The sequence below is a fragment of the Paramuribaculum intestinale genome, from assembly GCF_003024925.1.
Classification (GTDB): domain Bacteria; phylum Bacteroidota; class Bacteroidia; order Bacteroidales; family Muribaculaceae; genus Paramuribaculum; species Paramuribaculum intestinale.
The window spans coordinates 1-20,750 of the sequence record NZ_PUED01000026.1; the positions used below are offsets into that span (position 1 = coordinate 1).

15 protein-coding genes are annotated in these 20,750 nt (G+C 49.4%); 7 read left to right on the top strand and 8 right to left on the bottom strand.

Annotated elements, in window-relative coordinates:
* Together C5O24_RS03565 and C5O24_RS03570 are read left to right on the top strand one after the other, a co-directional pair.
* Window positions 1–1,198 (top strand): TGS domain-containing protein (locus tag C5O24_RS03565; protein ID WP_133165452.1); only part of this gene is annotated, 1,198 nt, incomplete at its 5' end.
* A 4-nt stretch (window positions 1,199–1,202) separates the two neighbouring features.
* A complete protein-coding gene (locus C5O24_RS03570; RefSeq protein ID WP_107034742.1) occupies window positions 1,203–2,006 on the top strand; it encodes a hypothetical protein in 804 nt (267 codons plus the stop codon).
* Between the two features lie 107 nt (window positions 2,007–2,113).
* Here C5O24_RS03570 and C5O24_RS03575 read toward each other — a convergent pair whose 3' ends face one another.
* From C5O24_RS03575 to C5O24_RS03585, 3 genes are read right to left on the bottom strand one after another with little or no spacing between them, the layout of a single operon-like run.
* On the bottom strand, window positions 2,114–3,304 hold the full coding sequence (locus tag C5O24_RS03575) for a TolC family protein (protein WP_107034743.1): 1,191 nt from the start codon (window positions 3,302–3,304) through the stop codon (window positions 2,114–2,116).
* Window positions 3,301–6,390 carry an efflux RND transporter permease subunit gene (locus tag C5O24_RS03580; protein ID WP_107681471.1) on the bottom strand — a complete coding sequence of 1,030 codons (3,090 nt, stop codon included), beginning with the start codon at window positions 6,388–6,390 and terminating at the stop codon, window positions 3,301–3,303. The genes C5O24_RS03575 and C5O24_RS03580 overlap by 4 nt, the downstream gene beginning before the upstream one ends.
* A 12-nt stretch (window positions 6,391–6,402) precedes the next feature.
* Complete coding sequence (locus C5O24_RS03585) at window positions 6,403–7,536, bottom strand: efflux RND transporter periplasmic adaptor subunit (RefSeq protein WP_107034745.1); 1,134 nt, start codon at window positions 7,534–7,536, stop codon at window positions 6,403–6,405.
* A 1,012-nt stretch (window positions 7,537–8,548) separates the two neighbouring features.
* On the opposite strand from C5O24_RS03585, the gene C5O24_RS03590 reads away from it, so the two are divergent.
* Window positions 8,549–9,565, top strand: a complete 1,017-nt coding sequence (locus tag C5O24_RS03590; protein ID WP_161553790.1) for a glycosyltransferase family 2 protein — start codon at window positions 8,549–8,551, stop codon at window positions 9,563–9,565.
* Here the strand turns inward: C5O24_RS03590 and C5O24_RS03595 are convergent.
* Both C5O24_RS03595 and C5O24_RS03600 read right to left on the bottom strand, forming a co-directional pair.
* Window positions 9,514–10,788: a sensor histidine kinase gene (locus C5O24_RS03595; protein ID WP_161553791.1), complete on the bottom strand. Its 1,275-nt coding sequence runs from the start codon at window positions 10,786–10,788 to the stop codon at window positions 9,514–9,516. The genes C5O24_RS03590 and C5O24_RS03595 overlap by 52 nt on opposite strands.
* Window positions 10,785–12,119, bottom strand: coding sequence for a sigma-54-dependent transcriptional regulator (locus C5O24_RS03600; protein ID WP_107034748.1), 1,335 nt, complete (start codon window positions 12,117–12,119; stop codon window positions 10,785–10,787). The genes C5O24_RS03595 and C5O24_RS03600 overlap by 4 nt, the downstream gene beginning before the upstream one ends.
* Window positions 12,120–12,411: 292 nt before the next feature.
* On the opposite strand from C5O24_RS03600, the gene C5O24_RS03605 reads away from it, so the two are divergent.
* Window positions 12,412–14,676, top strand: a complete 2,265-nt coding sequence (locus C5O24_RS03605; protein WP_161553792.1) for an FtsX-like permease family protein — start codon at window positions 12,412–12,414, stop codon at window positions 14,674–14,676.
* A 51-nt stretch (window positions 14,677–14,727) separates the two neighbouring features.
* Entirely contained in the window at window positions 14,728–15,438 is a 711-nt protein-coding gene (locus C5O24_RS03610; protein ID WP_107034750.1) for an ABC transporter ATP-binding protein, read from the top strand.
* 177 nt (window positions 15,439–15,615) lie between these two features.
* On the opposite strand, the gene C5O24_RS03615 is transcribed toward C5O24_RS03610, so the two are convergent.
* Both C5O24_RS03615 and C5O24_RS03620 read right to left on the bottom strand, forming a co-directional pair.
* Window positions 15,616–16,194, bottom strand: coding sequence for a superoxide dismutase (locus tag C5O24_RS03615; RefSeq protein ID WP_202613057.1), 579 nt, complete (start codon window positions 16,192–16,194; stop codon window positions 15,616–15,618).
* A 71-nt stretch (window positions 16,195–16,265) separates the two neighbouring features.
* A complete protein-coding gene (locus tag C5O24_RS03620; protein ID WP_161553793.1) occupies window positions 16,266–17,300 on the bottom strand; it encodes an alpha/beta hydrolase in 1,035 nt (344 codons plus the stop codon).
* 90 nt (window positions 17,301–17,390) lie between these two features.
* Here C5O24_RS03620 and C5O24_RS03625 point away from each other — a divergent pair, with 90 nt between their 5' ends.
* Together C5O24_RS03625 and C5O24_RS03630 are read left to right on the top strand one after the other, a co-directional pair.
* Window positions 17,391–18,182: a dihydroorotate dehydrogenase electron transfer subunit gene (locus C5O24_RS03625; RefSeq protein WP_107034752.1), complete on the top strand. Its 792-nt coding sequence runs from the start codon at window positions 17,391–17,393 to the stop codon at window positions 18,180–18,182.
* Window positions 18,173–19,081, top strand: coding sequence for a dihydroorotate dehydrogenase (locus C5O24_RS03630; protein WP_107034753.1), 909 nt, complete (start codon window positions 18,173–18,175; stop codon window positions 19,079–19,081). The genes C5O24_RS03625 and C5O24_RS03630 overlap by 10 nt, the downstream gene beginning before the upstream one ends.
* Window positions 19,082–19,126: 45 nt before the next feature.
* On the opposite strand, the gene C5O24_RS03635 is transcribed toward C5O24_RS03630, so the two are convergent.
* A complete protein-coding gene (locus C5O24_RS03635) occupies window positions 19,127–19,696 on the bottom strand; it encodes a helix-turn-helix domain-containing protein (RefSeq protein WP_133165453.1) in 570 nt (189 codons plus the stop codon).
* Window positions 19,697–20,750 lie beyond the last annotated feature (1,054 nt).

A 20,750-nucleotide genomic window follows, 5' to 3' on the forward strand; every position in this document is an offset into this window, starting at 1 on the left:
GAGACAGGAAGTGCAGATAAGATCACGCCGGATGGACGAAATAGCCGAAAAGGGTGTGGCCGCGCACTGGAAATACAAGGGTATCAAGAGCGAAAACAATCTTGATGCGTGGATGAACCAGGTGAGGGAGGCGATGGAAAATCCTCAGGGCGGACCGTTGGAACTGATGAAGGATTTCAAGATGGATCTTTATCAGGAAGAGGTGTTTGTGTTCACTCCGAGAGGCGATCTGTTCCAGCTGCCTCTCGGCGCCACAGTGCTCGACTTCGCATTCAATATCCACTCGAAAATAGGATGCACCTGCACAGGGGCAAAAATCAATGGCCGCACATGTCGCATAAACCATAAGCTGCGCAGCGGCGACACGGTAGAGATCATAACCTCAAGCAATCAGACCCCGAAGGCCGACTGGCTCAACTTTGTGGTCACTTCGAAGGCCAGAAACAAGATACGCCAGAGCCTTAACGAACGCCGGCAGAGATCGGCCGAACTCGGTAAAGAGATATTGCAGCGCCGTTTCAAGAACCGAAAGGTGGAAGCCGACGACGCGACAATCACGAAAGTGATCAAGAAGCTTGGTTTCAAAACAGCTACCGACTTTTACTGCAGTATTGCCGAGGAGGCTATCGATCCTGCAACAGTGATGACCTGTCTGGAAAACATAGACAGTCATCAGGAAGTCGCGGCAGAGGTGCGATCGGCCGAGGAATTCTCATTGCAACAGCCTACCGATGACGATTCGCAGGCCAACGATGTGCTGGTGATCGGCGACAATATAAAAGGGGTCAACTATCGTATGTCGAAATGCTGCAATCCCATATATGGCGACAAGGTGTTTGGCTTTGTTTCGTCAGAGGGTGTCATAAAGATCCACCGGGAGGATTGTCCGAACGCGTCGAACATCCGACTGCGTTATCCCTACAGGGTGATACCGGTGAGATGGTCGGGCAAAAACGGGCATCAGTTTGCATGTACGCTCCATGTCGTAGGACACGACGATATCGGCATCGTGACCAACATTTCATCAATTATCAACAAAGAGAAGGACACGAGTCTGCGCAGCATCGCCATTGATTCACATGACGGTCTGTTCAAAGGCACAATGACAGTTGGCGTGTCCGACATAGCCACATTAGGCAATCTGATCAAAAAAATCAAAACTGTAAAAGGAGTAAAAGATGTTGAACGCATTTTGTAAAAGTATGCTTGCCGGAAGCCTCTCGATAATGATATTGTCGGGCTGTTCGGATAATTCAAAGGCTGCCCGTGAACTGCTTTCGCAGGCCGAGTCAATGGCGGTATCGGGCGATTATCCCGGTGCACTTGCACTGCTTGATTCGGTCGACTCACGTTATGCCGCGGAGGTAGAGGTGCGCCGCGACGCCATGAGCCTTCGCCCTCGCATAATGGAAATGTTAACGCTCAAAGAGCTGTCGACGGCCGACAGCATGATTGTACAGCTCACCATCGAGGCCGATGCCGTCAAGGATGTCATGGCTTTTGTAGAAGATTCTTTTGAGGGATACTACACGACCAAAGCCCTTAAAGGGAAGGTGCCGGCCGAAAAACCGGGACTTTATGCGAGAATGAGTGCCGACGGTATATATACTGTTGTATCGAGTTGTCCCAAAGGCACAGAGAGCACGGCCGTAGGCCTTAAATCGGGCGATGATGAAGTGATGTCGGCACGTGTAGCACACGACGGCGAACGCAACGACAGAAGCCGCGGAGTAGAGATCATCAATTTTATGCCTTCGGAATGCGACACTCTCGGCGTATTTGCCGAAAGGCATACCGGCGACGAGATCAAGGCCACATTTTTCGGCGAAAAGAAAAATCACACCATGACTCTTCCTAAAGATCAAGCCGAGGCTCTTGGAAGCGTGCACAAGGCATCGGTGATAGTGGGACGCCTTCATAAGGCGCAGCTTGAGAAGACTCGTCTGGAACGCCAGCTCGACGTGGCACGCAGCCAGATGGCTCGCACATTCAGAGAGAAAGAGTGATCTGATCCATTAAAACAACAGCGCCCGGTGATATCAGACGACACCGGGCGCTGCTGCATTATAGTTTGAGAAATCATGGTGGAATCCTCAGGAACACTGAGCGGGAATCAGAACGTCATCGAATAACGGTTGAGGCGTGCGAGGGCAAGGTGATAAAGATACTCTGTCTGAAGGAAAGTGCGCCGTGCCTCAAGAAAGAACTTGACTTCCGTAAGGTATTCTATGCAGGTCATCTGTCCTGCACGATACGCCTTCCTGAGCAGTGCGATATTGTCATCGCCGTTTATCACTTTATCATACTTCGTGTAATTGCGATATAGATCGAGTGCTTTGCGACGATCGTTCTCAATCATGACTGTCGCCTCGTTAAGAGCGGTTTCGGCCTTCAGGCGATTCTGCATGGCTGTCAGTCGGCTTTTGGATGTCGCATGCCGGTTGGAGAAGATAGGCAATGTCAGTCCGAAAGTGACTCCATGCCATCGTTCATCGCCTTCGTTTTCATACGTATATCCCACAGAGACCCCCGGATATGACATCATCTGACTGGCTTTGACCATTTTTTCGTCAACTTTCATCTGCTTGCGCCCTGCCTTAATCATCGGGTCATTTTCGGTGATCTGACGCTGATATGACTCCAACGGAAGTATCATTTCGTCGGGATAATCAGTCAGACGCTCAACCAGAGTAGAGCAGTCGTGCCCGTTATTCAGCACTGTCAGTGCGGCAACCTTGTCGTCGAACTCCGCCACGGCGGTGCGGAGTTCCTCCTCCATGCCTATACGCACGATTTCCATCATATTCATGTCGAGCCGGGTGATCTCGCCACCTTCCATAGCCTTGCGGGATATAGCACACATTGAAGCTATCGTATCGGTCATCTGACGCGTAAGCATCATATTTTTAGCTGAATAAACAACGTCGATCATGGCCTGTTTGACTTCAAGCATTCTTGAAAGCAGCCCTGCCCGGCGGGTAAGCCCTATGACTTCCTGCGCAGCCTTGATACCCTTGGCTCTGGCCGAGTAGGCTCCGGGCCAGTCGAATCCTTGACTTACGCTGACATTCCATTTATTGCCGGTTGGTTTCTCACCCCACAGGTATCCTATCTCTATTTCAGGATCCTGCAGATTGTTGGAACTTTTGAGATCCTCCATGTCGACAGCAAGCGACAGCGAATCGACTGCAAGCGAATAGCTGCCGGAAGCCATTATATAGGCCTCACGGTTGAAATCCAATGCAGTCTGCGCCGACGCTGCGACTGGCGATATAATAGCCAAAAACAATAGTATCGATTTCATTTCCGTTGATTATATGTTTCTGAAATTCTGTAAATGACCGGTACAACAACAAGGTTGAGGAAAGTGGACGTCAGCAGTCCGCCGAGAATCACTATAGCCATAGGGGATTGTATCTCATTGCCCGGCTCTGATCCTCTTACAGCAAGAGGAATGAGTGCGAGCGCCGATGTCAGTGCCGTCATGATGATAGGATTAAGACGGTCGACCGATCCATGGCGGATACGTTCTGACAATCCTTCTCCTTCGGCTTTGAGAGTGTTATAGCGCGATATAAGAAGCATTCCGTTGCGGGTGGCTATGCCGAGCAGTGCTATAAAGCCGATAATGGCCGGAATATTGATTTCGCCGGATGTGACACGAAGTATAAGAATACCACCTATCATGGCCAGCGGCATATTGATCATGATGATAAGCGGCTGCCTGAAGTTCTTATATTCCTGATATAGCAGCAACGGGATCACCAACAGAGCGGCGGCTGAAGCCAACAGAAGAGTGCGCGAAGCTGATGCCTCGCTTTCAAACTGTCCGCCGTAAGCGATGTGATAGCCTTCAGGAAGTGTGACATCTGCATCGATGCTGCTCCTGATATCATTGATGACGCTGCGAAGATCGCGCCCGTCGACGTTGGCCGAAACAACAGTCCGGCGGCTGACATTCTCGCGGTTGACTGTATTTGGACCGGTCGTGGAAACAATCTCGGCGACGTAGCTCAAGGGTATCGGGCCCTGATCGCTCTCTACGGTTATTTCCGACATATTGTCGATAGTAGAGCGGGCTCTGTCGGAAGCTTTTACAGTCACATCATAGGGCATATTGCCCTCATATACCTGCGATACGGGCTGTCCGGCAATCATGACGTTGATGGCTTTGGCCAGTGCCTGATTGGTGACCCCATACTTGGCCATCATGATACGTCGCGGCCTGATATCAATCTGCGGGCGTCCGGTGGCTTGTTCGACATTTACATCCACCACACCCGGGATCTGCTTTATATTTTCGCCGATCTGAAGCGACAGATGATGCAGAGTCTCAAGGTTGTCGCCAAAGATCTTGATGGCTATCTGTGCTTCTGTGCCTGAAAGCATCGCGTCGATGCGATGACTTATGGGCTGTCCGATTTCGATATTGACACCGGGCAAAGCCGACAGGTTATGGCGGAGTTCGTTGACCATTTCACGTCGCGATCGTCCGTCAAGACGATATGGCGCTTCAATCTCCGAAACGTTGGCGCCGAATGAATGCTCGTCGAGTTCGGCACGGCCGGTTTTTCGGGCGGTGGTGATGATCTCCGGTGTGGAAAGAATGATGCGTTCGGCCTCACGTCCGACCTTGTCGCTCTCCTCAAGAGATATGCCGGGAAGCGCACTGATGTTGATCGTCAGCGATCCTTCATTGAACGGAGGCAGGAAGCTGCGACCAAGCGTGAAGAATATTCCGGCTGCGACCATAAAGAGCAGGGCAGTGGTAACCAACACAATGCGCTGACGGCGCATAGCCCAGTCGAGCAGACCGGCATAGACGGCACGTATCTTCCGTGTCAGCCACGGATCTTTGTCGAGTGCCTTAGCCGCTCTCTCCGAGCCAAGCAGATAGCTGCAGAGAACGGGGGTGACTGTGAGCGCCACGATCGTGGATGCTGTCAGAGCCACTATAAACGATATGCCGAGCGGTTTAAGCATGCGGCCCTCTATACCTGAAAGAAAAAATAGCGGCAGGAAGCTTGCTATGATGATCAGTGATGAGTTGAGGATTGGTAGACGCACTTCTCGCGATGCTTCGTAGACGATGCTGATCACCGGCTGGCGTGACGAAGGGGGCATCAGGTGGTTGGATTTAAGCCGTCGATATACATTCTCCACATCCACTATGGCATCGTCCACAAGCGATCCGATTGCGATCGCAATGCCTCCGAGGCTCATGGTGTTGATCGTAAATCCCAACTTGCCAAGAATAAGCAGTGTGACAATGATGGAAAGTGGAAGCGCTACAAGCGAAATCAATGTCGTGCGCAGATTCATAAGAAAGAAAAACAACACCACGATGACAAAAACCGCGCCTTCGAACAGTGAGGTCTGCAGATTGGATATAGATGCATCGATGAAATCGCTCTGCCTGAATATGTCGGTCGACACGTGGATGTCGGCGGGAAGTGTGGCAGTGATATCGTCAAGAGCCGATATGATATTATTTGTCAACTCCTTGGAGCCTTGATGCGGCTGCTTGGTGACTGTGATAAGCACAGCCGGTTCAGCATTGACCGATGCGGCTCCGAGCCGTGGTGTCTGCGGTCCGAGCTTCACTTCGGCAATATCGGCGATAGTCACATGTTTTCCCGACGACGTTGCCACTGCCGCAAGCTCTATTTCCTCAGCCCTGACAGTCGTGATATCACCCTTGATCAGGTATTCGTTGCCATAATCGTAAAGGATGCCTCCCGAAGCATTGTCGTTGAAAGATTCCACTGCCTCCATGACGTTGTCAAGACTCACGCCGTGGTGTCTCATTCTTTCGGGAGAGAGCAAAATCTGGTATTCCTTGACGTCACCGCCTATCACAGACACCTGCGAAACGCCTTCGAGCGAAAGCAGGCGAGGAGTTATGATCCTGTCGGCAATCGACCGGAGTTGCATCATCGATGTGGAATCGCTTGTCAGGCCGATAATCAGCATTTCGCCGAGTATTGACGACTGCGGACCAAGGGTCGGCGCTCCGACCGACGCGGGAAGCCCGGATGCCACAGACGACAGTTTTTCGCCTACAGTCTGGCGGCATTTGTAGACATCGGAATCCCAGTCAAACTCCACCCATACGATTGAGAATCCTGTAGATGACGAAGAGCGCACCCGTCTGACTCCGGTAGCTCCGTTAAGCGCCGTTTCAATAGGGAATGTAACTGTTTTTTCCACCTCTTCAGGCGCCATTCCAGGAGCTTCAGTCATCACTACCACCGTGGGCGCATTGAGATCGGGGAAAATATCGACATCGGTGCGAAGCATGGTCAGACAACCCCAGATGAGCAACAGCCCGGATATAATGAGTGTGATCGCTCTGTTGGAGAGCGATATCCTTAATATCTTGTTTAGCATATCGTCAAAAAATCAATGATTATGAGAATGTCCTTCAGGAGCATTCCCCTTGGTTTCAGCAAGTTTGACGAACACAGTGCCTTCGGTCACGACTTCATCGCCGGGCTTCAGTCCGCTTTTAATCTCTATCATCCGGCCATCGGTCATTCCGCACGTTACTGGCACTTTTTCATATCCGTGATCGTCTATGCGACGATAAGCGAATGTCTGTCCCTGCTGTTCGGTTACAGCCTCAGCCGGGATAGAAATAACGTCAGGTATTGGCTGTGACAACATATTGACTTCGGCGAATGCACCTGGGCTGACAGAACCGTCGTTGACAAAAGAAAATATGACTGTCACATATCCCTGTCTTGATTCAGTGGCGTTGCCTGAAACTACGCCCTCTTTGCGGCCATCGAGCTCGCTGAGCGCAATCCATCGGTCGGATCCGGGAGTAAGAATGTTGCATGAAGTCACTCCGGCAAGAGCAGGGTAGTACTTTTCAGCAACCTCGATTCTTAAGGTCAAGCGTCCCTGCCGTACAACTATGGCTATTGGCGTACCGACGCCTACGATCTCATTGTTATTAGCCGGCAATGCGGCGACAATGCCGGCGATCGGCGATGTGACTCTGCCTGATGCCGCAGTCGACGAATAGGCCGCCTGAGCCTCTTGATAGGCCTGACGTGCGGCATTCAGATCGCGTGCTGTGACGATGCCGTCGGCATACAGAGGAGTGATTCTATCCAATTCGCGGCGGGCGGCATCCATACGAGCCTTGGCTGCGGCATCGACATTGCCTCCACTTACGCCTTCAGGCCGTATATCGGCTATAAGCTGGCCTGCGCTGATTGACGAACCCACCGAAATACGGCTTGCAAATGTAAGTCGTCCGGCGACAGGACTGCTTATCATGATGTTGCTTTCAGGTGCGTATTCTATTGAACCACTTGCTGGAATGATGCTATGGAATTCAGCCGGAGCAATAGTTGTAGTCTTGATTCCGAACCGTTCGGCTTCTTCATGATGTATCACGATTTCCTCACCGTGATCATGATCGAGATGTGCTTCCTCTTTTGATTCCGCATGGTGGTGTTCCCCGCACGACATGACTGAAAAGGCCGCGACAAAGCAGGGGAGTATAATACTGATATTCCGATTCATATTTGTTTCAGATGTATAGTTAGAACTTTATTTAACGTGTAGATATTTTCTATGACAGAAATATCATGCACACGGTGGTGCTCTGAAACTAATGTATCTGAATGGTTTATCGGATAATACGGGATATTGATATTCGGTCTTTAGCTTGGTGACTGCAAACAAAAGGATCGGACACCAGCCATAAGCGGGACAAAGATCCGACAGGATATCAAACTGCTGCACTGACACACAGTGTTCTATACGTTTTTGGTCGGTAACCGACGGCAGATGCAGCGAACATTCATCGGGTTCGGATCCGATGTCATTTTTGTCAGCATGATGATCTGACGCAGCGACATGCATGCAAAGATGCCCGTCATTATCATGATGATGAAACTGCAGACAGCCGCACAACATCAACATAACCGAAACGGCCAATACGGTCATAAACCGCATGGCTGAACGGTTTATGACCGTTGCTATTGTTGATGATAATATGGCTGACTGCATGCAATATAATCGTGATCTGGTTCTTTTCGCAAAGTTACGTAATGTATCTTTATTTTCAAAATATCAGGGTTTTGAATATCTGAATATCCATCATTAACGACTTTTACGATTCTGACTGATGACATGGTAGGATACCCATTTTCACGACTATATACTTTTTGCCCATAACCGCTATTATGTAAAATTGCGCGGCAAAGGATAGGACATAAAGGGAATCCTCTGCTCCAAACTCTCCGGAAATATACTATATAGAGCTAATCGGACATATAAGACATATAAGACAGATAAAACCTATGGACTTGGTCTCATAAAGAAAAAGCTATGATATGTAATTGGCTGTGCCAATAAAGTGACTAAATTCGCGTTGTCATAATATGCAGGTCTGATAATACAAACATAAAACAATCTGCTAATACGAGCATCATAGGGTCTGCTGATACAGGCCACCAAATTTCATCTTGTAATGCCAATCACAGAGAACCCGATATCGGTAATATCAACACCGGAATCCATATCCAAAGATATGCCAGATATTTCAGTCATCGTAGTGACCTATAATCAGGAATCCACAATAGCCCGATGCCTGGAATCGATTGTCGCCCAGCGCTTCAACGGACAAATAGAAATAGTGATCGGTGAAGATGGCTCAAATGATGCGACAGCTGAGATATGCCGAAAATATCAGACAGACTATCCTGACAGAATACGACTATATTGCAACCGAAGGAACAAGGGGCTGATCGACAACTACTTCGACACTATGCTGAATTGCACAGGCCGATACCTGGCCGACTGTGCGGGCGACGACAGCTGGAGTGATCCGTACAAATTGCAGAAACAGTTTGATTTTTTGGAACAGAACAGCCATGTGGGGCTGGTACACACGGCATGGGAGTTTAACGACATCATCAACGGACAGACAATCTCCTATCGGCATAACAGTGAGAAAACAATAGTCTTTGAAAAGGGAAAGATTTTGATGCCACTTCTCAACAGAGAGTTAAGACCATACCCACATCTATCGACGGCATTGTGGCGGCGTGACGCCATGATGGCCGAATACCTAAAAGATCCGCAACTGTTCAGACATAGCGATAATACATGTGAGGATCTACAGATCATTGCCGCCATGGCATCGCGCATGGCTGTAGCCTATCTGCCAGATAAAACGTTGTTGTACAGTGTTGGGCACAAATCAGTCAGCTCAGAGGAATCTTTTTCGAAGACATTTGACTTCTATATCGGTACGGTTAGACTGACCAGACGACTCCATCTGAAATATGCTGTAGCCGACGGCGATATGCGTCTCTATTATCGCAACATCATGGATTTTCTTGCCGCCCAGATAATCCACGGCCATCTGACTGACCGTGTGACTCCCCTACGCTCCCTTGCTGATTATCTGCCGTTCAGACCGTCAGCCAAATATCGGTTGATAATGGCTGCCATGCGCTTCAAGGGGATCTCATGGGTCGCGGCAAAGCTATATCACCGGATTTCGAAACGGAAAGTAGTCAAATCACTATCGGACGCCGAATAGGGTACGAACGACAGATTTCCGCCAAGAGCTATCATGATGCGCCGGCTCAAAGCCAGACCGATCCCCTGCCCGTCGCTACGGGTGGTAAAGAACGGTACAAAAATATCATTAGCTACGGCATCGGATATTCTCGGGCCGTTATTTGACACATCTATGACCACATTCTCATCAGCCGAAACCCGTACTCGGATATATAATCGTGGAGTCACGACTGTTTCCATCACCTGAAAGGCATTAAGAACGACATTGCCGACTGCGCGCCCCAACAATGCCGGATCGGTCCAGGCCATCACACTGCCGTCGCACACTATTGACACGTCAGCATTACCAGCGCCTTGACACGACTGCAATATATCTTCAAGAAGCGGTCTGATCTCCACGAGCCTCATGCTCGGCTCCGCGATATGCGAAAAAGATCTAACACCGTTGACAAACTCCTTTATATCACCGCATATACGACTTATAGCCGATAAGCCTCTCACGGCTTCATCCGAATCGCTTTCTTCTTTCAGCATATCAGCTATGGACACTATGGGAGTAAGCGAATTGTTGATTTCATGCACCAACATCCTTGTCAGCCTGATCCACGACTCAGTTTCGTTGCGCTCTATCTCCCGGCTTATGTCAGTAATAACAATCGTTGTCAATGTCTTTTCGGCGACTTCAAGCACGCGGGCGTGGATATGCAGCACTCTGCGACCCGAACAGCCATCACCGATATCCTTACGGCACTCCCCTCCTGAAGGCATTTCGATTATGCTCCTGGCGATATCCGGCGCACACTCCTGCAGACGATCGATATGTGTCAGTACACTGACACCCAATATTTCCAATGCCTTGTCATTGGCCATCAAGACATATCCCCGACTATCCACCAGGATCACGCCCGAGCTGATATGACGCAATATTGTAGAGTGGACAAGTTCCTGTTCTACTGCGTTTTTCTTTAATTTTCTCAGAATACCAGCGATATCATAGAGCTGCAGGGCCGTTTCTTCCGACAGACCGGTAATACGTCGCGAATAATCGTCATTGCGCAAAGCATCAAGCAGCAGGCCTACAGCTCTTCTCTCACGCGTCGTCTTAACGAATACATTACGTGTTGCCCATGCCACGAAAGCCATAGATATCAGACCGAAAATCCACTCTCCCGATTTAAGCAGGGCTCCGGCCAGCCCCGAAGCAATCACCAAGAGCGCAATGGAGATCCACAATTTTTTCATAGAGCGTAGCGTCGCATTTTGTTGTAGAGTGTCTGTCGGGTGATGCCGAGCTGCTGTGCTGCCGCACTGAGATTGCCTTTGCATGCGTCAATGGCCTCACTGATCATCTGTCGCTCCATCTCCTCTATAGTCATTGCAGCCTTAGGTATCTCCGGGCTCACAGAAGCCACAGTCGACAGCTCGAAATCAGAAGCCGAAAGCGTGTCGGATGATCCGGATATTATCACGGCCTTCTCCACAGCATGACGTAGTTCTCTGATATTTCCGGGCCAATGATAGCCTACAAGACGGTTTGCCGCACTATCGCTGAGAGACATTTCGCATCCGCGGTATCGCGTTCCGAACTCTGCCGCAAAGCGTCGGGCAAGCACCAGAATGTCGTCTTTTCGCTGCCGCAACGGTGGAAGATGCAGACGTATGGTGTTGATTCTATATAACAGATCCTCTCTGAACGCTCCATCAGCCACCATGGCGTCGATATTGCGATTAGTGGCACATATAAGCCTGATGTCAAACGATACCGGATGATTGGATCCAAGCGCGGTCAACTGGCGGTTTTGCAAAGCCGACAGCAATTTGGCCTGCAGATGCAGCGGCATATTTCCGATCTCATCCATAAACAGAGAGCTGCCCGAAGCCTCTGCCAACTTGCCCTTGCGATCAGAAACCGCGCCGGTAAACGCTCCTTTTCGATGTCCGAACAGCTCGCTCTCAAAGAGAGTTTCGCTGACAGCTCCCATGTCGACCTTAAGCATCGGACGCTCTGCTCTCCCTGACAAGCGATGAATCTCCTCGGCAAGCAGTTCCTTTCCGGTACCGTTTTCGCCTGTTATAAGCACTGTGGCATCGGTAGCAGCCACTTTCCCGACAAGATCTTTAAGCCTCGACATTTCATCGGATTCTCCCCAGTACATGACCGGACTGCATGAAACATCACGATGTTTTCTGACCTTTGAGGCCGCGGCGATCAATATCTCCACTATGCGGTCGTTATCCCACGGTTTCTGTATGAAATCTGCAGCTCCTGCCTTGATGCCTTTGATAGCCAAAGGAATGTCAGCGAATGCGGTCATCAGCACAACCGGAAGCTGCGGATAGGTTGCCCGTAGTCTTTCGAGCCAGTATAGTCCTTCATTGCCATTATTGAACGCTGACGTAAAGTTCATGTCGAGCAACACCACATCCGGACGCCCGTCAGCCACAGCCGACATTATCACCGCCGGATTACGAATAAGCGTGACCTGCCTGAAGTGTCGCCTGAGCAACAATTCCAACGCTTCAAGCACACCACGGTTGTCGTCGGCCACGAGTATATGACTGTCATTCTTCATTTGATGCAAAAGTAGGTATTTTTTTGTTGCGATACTATGCCGCATACGCCTCACTGACGGCCATACAATAAAGAGTGTGGCCGCATCCGTGTCAATTAATTTTACAGCAGTGTAAAAATATCGAACAATCTGACTTCTGACTATCGAACAATTGATGCTAATTATCAACACTTTGCATTTTTGGCACAATAAATGCATCATTATACGTCAAAACCAACCATAAAAAATCACTACAATGCAAAAAATTAATTTCGCGATCCGCACCCTCTTGCACTCACGGGGATCCACACTCGTGAAAATACTGTCAATCGGGCTTGGACTCGCAATGAGCTGCTTCCTGTTCGCGAGAGTGGCTTACGACAATCTTATTGACACTTGCTTCAATGATTACGGACGCATATATCAGCTAAACATGCAGTTTAAGATCGGAGGCAACGAGTTGTCATGGCAGGAAATGTGTGTCGGAAAACTCACTGAAGGAGTCTACAGTGCCCTCGGAGAAGATATGGTTGAGGCGGCTGTGATGACACGACGCTTTTTCGGCAACAACATATCACGAGACAATGAAATTCTTCCAGGCATAGTAATGGTGGCCGACTCACTGTTTTTCAAAACATTCGGAGTCGAAATCATAGATGGCGACCATAATGGGCTCGCACAGCCGGGCAAAATGTACATAAGCGACCGTATGGCCAGAAAATACTTTGGCGACGAATCACCTGTCGGACGAATGCTGACGGGCTGGGATGATATTCCGATTCAGGTCAGCGGAGTGTATCGCGACTGGGGTGAAGAGAGCACCATCAACACTGACTTCATTGTGTCACTTTCGACCTTGCTGGAGAACCACTGGGGCGGCCTTGGATGGAAAGGCGGGGATTCATGGTTTGATTACATTCTGGTTAAGGATGGAACTGACCCTGAAGCCCTAAACCGTAAAATAATGGAGGTGATCGAAGCCAATGTGCCACCAACTGATGATTTCTCGCTAAAAGCGGCCGCCATACCTCTGCGCGATGTGTACCGGGGGCAGGAGTCTGTCAGAATGTCGACCTGGACTCTGTCGCTTCTCGCCACCCTTATTCTGATCGTGACCGCTCTCAACTACGTGCTGCTGTCGCTGTCGGCTCTGAGCCGCCGCGCCAAAGCCATAGGCGTGCACAAGTGTTCCGGCGCCGGCCGAGGCACGATATTCGCAATGTTTGCCATAGAAACATTGATCATAATCGCTGTCGGGCTTGTTTTTGCAGCCTTCTGCTTCTATGTGGCACGCCGGTTTGCACAAGAAAGCATCTACGACAATTTCGCCGCCTATATTTCGGCCGACCGTCTTTGGGTGGTTGCCGGAGTCGTAGTGCTCACATTCGGCATCGCTGCACTTATACCGTCGGTAGTATTCAGCAAGATACCTGTCAGTCAGGTTTTCCGACGTTTTGTAGAGAAAAAACACCGATGGAAACACTCTCTGCTTTTCGTGGAATTTGCCGGAATGTCGCTCATGGGCGGCCTGTTGGCCATGGTCATAGCCCAATATCACTATATAATGGATCTCGATCCGGGATATGAACCTGATAATGTGGTGTGCATCACCCGCTCCAACGACGGCAAAGAACATCGTGAGGCTTTGATGAAAGTTTATGCTTCGCTTCCATACGTAGATCAGGTGGCAATAGGCAGCATGCCTCCGGGATATGGATATAGCGGCGAGTTTGTACGCGATGACCACGGATCCCCACTGTTTTCTTCGCGCTATGACAATTGGAATAACAAAGATTTTGCCGAACTCATGGGCTTCAGACTCCTGCATGGCAGATATCCGGAGGCCACCGACGGCTCGGAAGCCGTGATCAATCAGGAGTTTGCCAGACTGATGGGGTGGAAGGATAATGATGCCGTAGGCCGACAGTTCAGGATATCCGACCAGAACGTAACTGTGTGCGGAATAATAAAAGATTTCATAACCGGCACTTTGTATCAGGAACAACAACCTTACATGGCCATGACCGAAGACAACGGATGGAGTCAGCGTTTTTTCCTGAAACTCAAGGAACCGTTCGGACAAAGCTATGCAAGCCTTATGGCCGATGAGAAAGAACTCATGGAGGGAGCATCGAATTTCAGCTGCGTCAGCCTCGGCACTCAATACCGGCAGACGTATCATAGCGTGGAAGTGTTCCGCACCATGATAATGACCGGAGCTATCATATTACTTTTTATCAGCATGATCGGGCTCTTCGGCTATATGCGCGACGAGATGCACCGTCGCAGCCGTGAGATCGCAATTCGTAAAGTCAACGGCGCCTCTACAGCCGAGGTCATAGAGATGATATGCCGTTCAGTAATGACAGTAGCCATACCGGCAGTGATATTCGGTTCGGTGGCCGCATGGCTCATCGGCCGCTATTGGCTCGAACAATTCAGCGTGCAGGCTCCGTCGATAACAGCGATGTATCTATTGTCGGGTATCATTATTCTTATTTTGATCGCTCTGGCATCAACCGGCATGACACTGCGTACAGCCAACGAAAACCCGTCAAAATCTCTGCGTTCGGAATAATCGGCTCAACATTTGTTTTGAACGAAACATAACTGAATACAACAGACACTCATGATACAGATCAAACAACTCAACAAAGTGTTCCGCACATCGGATGTGGAAACTCAGGCTCTCAACAATGTGAATCTCGACATAGCCAAAGGCGACTTCGTGGCTATAATGGGGCCTTCGGGATGCGGCAAATCAACCCTACTGAACATCATCGGACTGCTCGACAATCCGACATCGGGCAATTACCTGCTCGACGGCATAGAAATGGGCTCGCTCAAAGAGAGCCAGCGCACATCACAGCGCAAAGGGCGCATAGGATTCGTATTCCAGAGCTTCAACCTTATCGACGAGCTGACAGTGGCCGAAAACATCGAACTCCCGCTCACATATCTCGGAGTACCCAAAAAGGAGCGACGCATAAAGGTCGACAACCTGCTGCAACGGCTCAATCTGTCGCATCGCTCGCGTCACTATCCGCAACAGCTGTCGGGCGGACAACAACAGCGTGTGGCTATCGCAAGAGCCATTGTCGGCGATCCGGTGATACTTCTTGCCGACGAGCCGACCGGCAACCTCGACTCATCCAACGGACGGGAAGTGATGGAGCTGCTCACTTCGCTCAATCGCGAGGGCACCACGATAGTTATGGTGACCCACTCCCAGCGCGATGCATCATACGCCCGACGGACAATCAACCTGTTTGACGGATCGGTCGTGACCGACGAAACGGCGGAACGAGATACTGTCAACGACGACAGACACGAGATGTGACCGGGCACAATGACTGAATGCGCGGCGACCTGGCATCCACTACTGCCAGACCGCCGCACATTGTGTACACACCCCTCTGGAGATATTTCCATGACATAAAAAAGAGAGGCGCCTTCACAGGTACCTCCCCTTCCATTCATCACATTATGCTTTGTCTTGTGCTTGTTGTATTGTGTGTCAGTAACGCGAGCTGACGACGTCCCAGTCTATGATGCTCCACAGAGCATTGAGGGCGTCGCCACGCCGGTTTTGATAATCAAGGTAATATGCATGTTCCCACACATCAAATGCGAGCAACGGAGTCAGACCGTCGGTGAGAGGATTGTCGGCATTGGATGACTGTGTTATGAACAGTTTTCCATCATTGTCCTTAGACAGCCATACCCAGCCCGAACCGAAAAGCGAAACACCGGCTCCCACAAAATCCTCTTTGAATTTCTCAAATGATCCGAACTGACTGTCGATAGCTTTGCGAAGATCTCCTTCGGGCTCACCGCCGCCATCAGGCGAAAAGGTGAAGAAGTAGAATATATGATTCCACGCCTGGGAAGCATTATTGAAAAGCGAACCGCTGGCGCTGCGGATTATGTCCTCAAGTTGCATGTCGGCATATTCGGTTCCTTCTATCAGACGGTTAAGATTGTCAATATAGGCCTTTTCGTGTTTCCCATAATGAAAATCGACTGTTTCCTGCGAAATAGCCGGTGCCAGTTCGTCGGGAGCGTATGGTAGTTTTGGCTGAATGTATGTAGGCATTTTCATCGCTGTGAGTTTAACGGTTTGGTTTTGTCAATGCACAAATATAACACAGTTGCGGCTGATTATGTTCATAAATTTTCCGAAAGCCATGCAAAAATTCTGTCATATAACGGATATCTCACATCCGGCGAAGACAATATAAGGTCGTGCATGCCGCCTTCAACCTCAAGCGGAGTCACCTTATGACCCAGACGCATCCCTACCCGGCGGATGTCGGCCACGTCGAGCACTGCATCGGCCCGCTGTGCTTCGGGAGTCCACTTGTCGCCCTTGTAGCTGCGTGCCGAGTACATAAGCAGTATCGGCACTTTGATGGCATAGGGATGCCGTTTGAGACTGAGCTGTGCGCGTTCGATAGCCCTGATCCATCCGGCATCCACGTCGGAGGAATCATGTAGTTTCCATGCACGGTTGTAACTCCACTCCCCATGCCATCGGGCATCAAGGCTTTCGCCATAGACCGAACCACTCTGAGGGATCGTCAGAGAAGGGAAAATGCGACCAAGCCCGGCAATGGCCGGCACCAGTATTCTGGCAGGCAACGCGAGATTCCATTCCAGAAACGGACTGTTCAGTATCAGCGCATGCACAGCTGTCGGCGGATTGTGCTCCATGTAACACGATGCCACCAATCCTCCTGTGGAATGCCCCATGATGACTATACTGTCGATGCCGGCATCGGTCATGATACTTATGGCGGAATCTATGTCGGCGAAATATTCACTGATCTTTCTGACAAGAAAAGGCTTCTGACCCGGCATGAGCGACCGACCGTAACGACGGAGATCCACAGCATAAAACCTGTAGCCATGCGAATCGAATTGCTGAGCCATCTCCTTCTGAAAAAAATAGTCGTTGAAACCGTGGATATACAGAACACCCTTGCGCGACTTTTCGGCAGCACCACGGGCGTCGTATCTTACGACTGTGCACCGTACGCTGCCGGCATAATCATCAGGTTGCGCCACATAGCTTTTTTCGAATCCGCGGCCAAGCGAATCAGGAAGCCAGTCGGCAGCCGACAATGACGTTGAAACCGCGAACAGACCCAGCGCAATGGCACCCCTGATCAACAATGTGTGTAAAAGACGTAGTATTGCCATATTAAAACAACGACAGAAAACCACGATTGTTTCATCTTTTTTGTTTAATTTTGCACTATCGGCCTTACGCCAATAATCCACAACAGACAGATGGTAAAAAAAACAATCAAAGATTTCACAGTCAAATCGGCACAGCATCTGTCGGAGGCATATACCCTCCTCAAGCTGACTCCGACAGACGGCACGGAAGTGACTACAGCCATGCCCGGACAGTTTGTACAGGTAGCAGTCCCCGACACTCCGAACACATTTCTGCGCCGACCGATATCGGTCAACTTCATAGACCGTAGCGACAACACCCTCTGGCTTCTTGTCAGAAACGCCGGAGAGGGCACTTCACGGCTCTGCGAAATGAAGACCGGAGAGCATCTCAACATCATATTGCCTCTTGGCAACGGATTCTCAATGCCTGAAGAAAACAACAGCACACCTAAGAGGCTGCTACTCGTTGGCGGCGGTGTTGGCGTGGCTCCATTGCTTTATCTCGGCCATGCTCTTGCCGGCGGCGGCCACACTCCGGAGTTTCTGCTTGGAGCGCGCAGCTGCGCCGATCTGCTCGAGCTTGATGAATTCAAACGCATAGGCACCGTACATGTAGCCACCGACGACGGATCGGCCGGAGTTCATGGGCTCGTCACCCAGCATCCGGCAATAGACAGTCAGGACATCGACTGCATATATTGCTGCGGACCGGCTCCGATGATGAAAGCCGTGGCCGCCATAGCACGGCAAAACAACGTCGCTTGCGAAGTTTCACTCGAAAACATGATGGCCTGTGGACTCGGCGCCTGCTTATGCTGCGTGGAAAACACAGTGAAAGGCAATGTGTGCGTGTGCACTGAAGGACCCGTATTCAACATAACACAACTGACATGGCAGTAGACTTGACCACCCGAATAGGATCGCTGACGCTCAAGAATCCGGTGCTTACGGCTTCGGGCACATTCGGCTACGGCGAGGAGTTTTCCGACTTCATAGATCTCAACCGCCTCGGAGGCTTTATAATCAAAGGCACCACACTGCATGCCCGAGAGGGAAATCCATATCCGCGCATGGCCGAAACGCCATCGGGCATGCTCAACGCCGTAGGGCTACAGAACAAAGGCATCGACTATATGATCGACCACATCTATCCGCGCATAAAACACGTAGACAGTGAGATCATAGTCAATGTGTCGGGAGCTTCGCCTGAGGATTATGCTGAGGTATGCCGCAGAATAGCGGACAGAACTTCGATCAATGCCGTGGAGATCAACATATCGTGCCCCAACGTCAAACAGGGAGGCATGGCATTCGGCACCACTACCGAAGGCGCTGCCGCAGTCACACGTGCCGTGAGAGAGGCGTTTCCGGGAGTTGTCATTGTCAAACTATCGCCTAATGTCACCGACATAACCGAAATAGCCCGGGCAGTAGAAGCCGAGGGCGCTGACGCGGTTTCGCTCATCAACACACTCATGGGAATGGCAGTGGATGTCGAACGCCGTCGTCCATGCCTGTCGACTGTCACAGGAGGCCTCTCCGGACCCGCAGTAAGACCGGTGGCCGTAAGAATGGTTTGGCAGACCGCAAAGGCCGTAAAAATACCCGTAATAGGCCTCGGAGGCATCATGAACGGACGCGACGCACTTGAGTTTATCCTTGCCGGTGCCTCAGCTATTGAAATAGGCACAGCCAACTTTATAGACCCACAGGCAACTATCAAAGTAATTGACTACATCGACGATTATTGCCGATGCCACGGAGTTGACAATATCAACGACCTGATAGGAGTAATCTGAAACCGGTCCTTACCGCTCCAATAGCGTCAGGAATCGCCGGCGGAATCAATCCTTCCGCTGATCCTTTGGCACGAAAGCTTCGAAACTATTATCGTTATAATATATAATAATGTTTACAATCTTCTTCTCCCCTGACACACCGGGGACGAAGGAGATTGTTTTTTTATCCACATTTGCGGATACCGGCGATACTTTTTCGTCAACGTTCACACCACTGTTTTCAAACGCCACAGAGCTATCATCCACCGTAGAGCCGAAATCTGCTAAAACAGTATCAGCTGACGAAGATTTATTACCGAAATCTATTGTCTGTTGCGACATCTGATTTACAGACAATTCTGCTGCTTCAGCGTCCATTTCACTCCCTGGTTGAGCCTCTGAGGTTTCATTATTTCCACCAAGCAGCATATCTCCCTCGCCACACAGCAACCACAGAATGTTAAGCCGTGGGAAACGCACATGAAGTTTACGCAACACATCATCACTGATCTTCTGGTTGCGACCTTTTAACAACTGCGTCATGGAAGGACGCGGAATACCACAGCTGTCAGCCACCTGAGTTATAGGCATTCCCAGCTGGTTAATAAAGGAATTTAGTCTTGCAACGATGTCCATCTGAATTTGTGTTTGCATTATTCGATGATGCAAATATAATCACACATTTTGAATAATGCAAATTTCATTTTACGCACGCTGTTATTTTATTTCGCAAACGATGTTTACATCCACAATCCAACAGCACACAACCCGCGACGTAATATATTAAAGCATCACTACATATATTGACATGTATAAGTATGACATTCAGTAACATAACTTAATGAATCAAACCGAAATACGCACATCAATCAATAATTCTGGTGAATTTATTGAAGAGATTGTTTATATTTTTAACGTAATTCGCATGATTTTCAAGCAAAACAGCTACCTGCACAATATTTGTTAACAGCTATTCGCAGAGATCTTAACTGCATTTGTGAATTACAGAGATTGATTTAGAAATGCATCACTTTGGCTATTGCAACTCTAAATTCCCGTTGTTGTTACATTTGTAAATAGCGGTATTTGCAATCGAAAATCATTCACTTTTGAAATCTCAGCCTTCTCTTGTTCCCGTTTGCATTGTTTTGTTTCTATTTGCAAACACAATACTGTTTTAGATCCCCAATTTGCAGATTGAAATCTTTTTCGGGACTCAATATTATAACAACTACTACTCCCTCAACAGATAGCTCCTTCCGGTTAAAGATTGTGTATTTCGTTAAAATTAACCATATTACAACTATATTAGCACCACTCCCCCTTTCAATTTTACGACAATTTTCCAAATAACAGTCCACTGACAACCTCCTGAGATTTGAAAATTAGAATTCATTTCAGTACTCCGACGAGCATTTTCAAATCTCAGGCTATAGGATAGTCCAAAGATCCCGCTGATGATGCGATTGAAGATTCCGTTATGACGATTCGCTCCAGAAAAGCCATGCTTTTCATCATAGATGTTTGCCCATGTCAATGCAAAAGATTAAATTTGAACGTCCGTTTATCACGGACTTACAGGACAACCCTTTTCTAAACTTATCAAAGCATTTTATGCTATCAAGACATGAATGACATCACGGAACTTTTCGGCCACTATCTAAGTCAATATGGCAGCATTGACATAGCT